Origin of the sequence: Microcystis sp. LE19-41.2A, assembly GCF_027530405.1 — a bacterium.
Taxonomy (GTDB): Bacteria; Cyanobacteriota; Cyanobacteriia; order Cyanobacteriales; family Microcystaceae; genus Microcystis; species Microcystis aeruginosa.
Genome location: NZ_JAPZQJ010000154.1, coordinates 1 through 1,179 on the forward strand (window position 1 = coordinate 1; position 1,179 = coordinate 1,179).

Consider the following 1,179-nt stretch of genomic DNA (forward strand, 5'->3'; position numbering starts at 1 on the left):
TTTCTCGGTTGGTGAGAGAGAGTCTATCTTTCTCTAAAAAAATGGAGAATCACGTTGGGGAGCCCTTTGGTATTTTATCCATGACTACAATGCACACCTGGCAAAGGATTAAGCCGCCATCACTACTACCGAATCACCACCGGTTTCAGAATCTGGATTCCGTCGGGGATTTCCGAAAGTTCCAGAAGAGCGATAATTGCGATGATTAAGCCAATAATTGGCACATTTATCGGCGTTGTCAGATCAGAAGCTGATAACTGATTACTTCCTCAGTAGTTCTTCGGCATTTTGCAGGATTTCGAGGACTTGTTCGGCACTAATCAAGCGTTTTAGCACCACTTGCCCGATGGTGGGGACAGTATCGGCAATTTCGGCACTCTTGGGGGCAACTTCTACCATAATCACGGCTTCTTCCACCTTATAAAGCCATAAAACCTGTTCTCCCTCTAAAATACCGATATTTAATCGCTCTATCTGCGGTGGTCGTCGCCAACTACTCGCATGGTCCCACAAACCGCCAAATTCCCACACCCGTCCTATTGTCCAACCTGCCGTTAAGAAAAAATATTTCACTTTGTTACTCAATCTAGAATCAATCTCTAGCTTTCTGGCTTAATTAGTTTTCAGCCGTCAAATTTTATCAGCTTTTTAGCCATTAGCCATTAGCCATCAGCCGGAATAGGCAATAGGCAATGGGCAGCTTTGTTCTCCCTGGGTGCATCCCACATTTGCAGAAATACCGACAATCAGCAATTATCAGTGACTTTTAAATTATTACAGATATATCAGCAGCTGTCTGTAAGCATCCCACCGAAAAACTAATGCGCTCCGGGGTTTGGGGGGTTCTACCCCCCAAAAGCTTGGATTGAGGGAAAAAATCGAAAGTAACGCCCGACTTTAGCAGAGAGTTTCCCCTTAAAAATCCCAACTTAGTAGATTTACAAAAATGAGATGCACCCGTTCTCCCTGCTCCCCGCTCGTCAATTCATAATTTATAATTCATAATTCCCACTTCCCACTCCTGTCTCCTATGACGGCGGCTCTTCTGGTTTCTGTGTGGAAACGAGGTCTATACTGATAGTTTATTTAACCAAATAGTCCTAAAAGTCTTTCCCAGTAAACATTTCACGATTTCATAAGCAAAAATTATCACACAAAGTCGAGAAGAGCCTGACGGCT

General features: G+C 43.7%; 1 protein-coding gene. It reads right to left on the reverse strand.

The window, feature by feature from the left end; translation table 11 throughout:
* Positions 1–261: 261 nt before the first annotated feature.
* Positions 262–573: a hypothetical protein gene (locus O9290_RS06495; RefSeq protein WP_002749272.1), complete on the reverse strand. Its 312-nt coding sequence runs from the start codon at positions 571–573 to the stop codon at positions 262–264.
* Between the last annotated feature and the right edge of the window lie 606 nt (positions 574–1,179).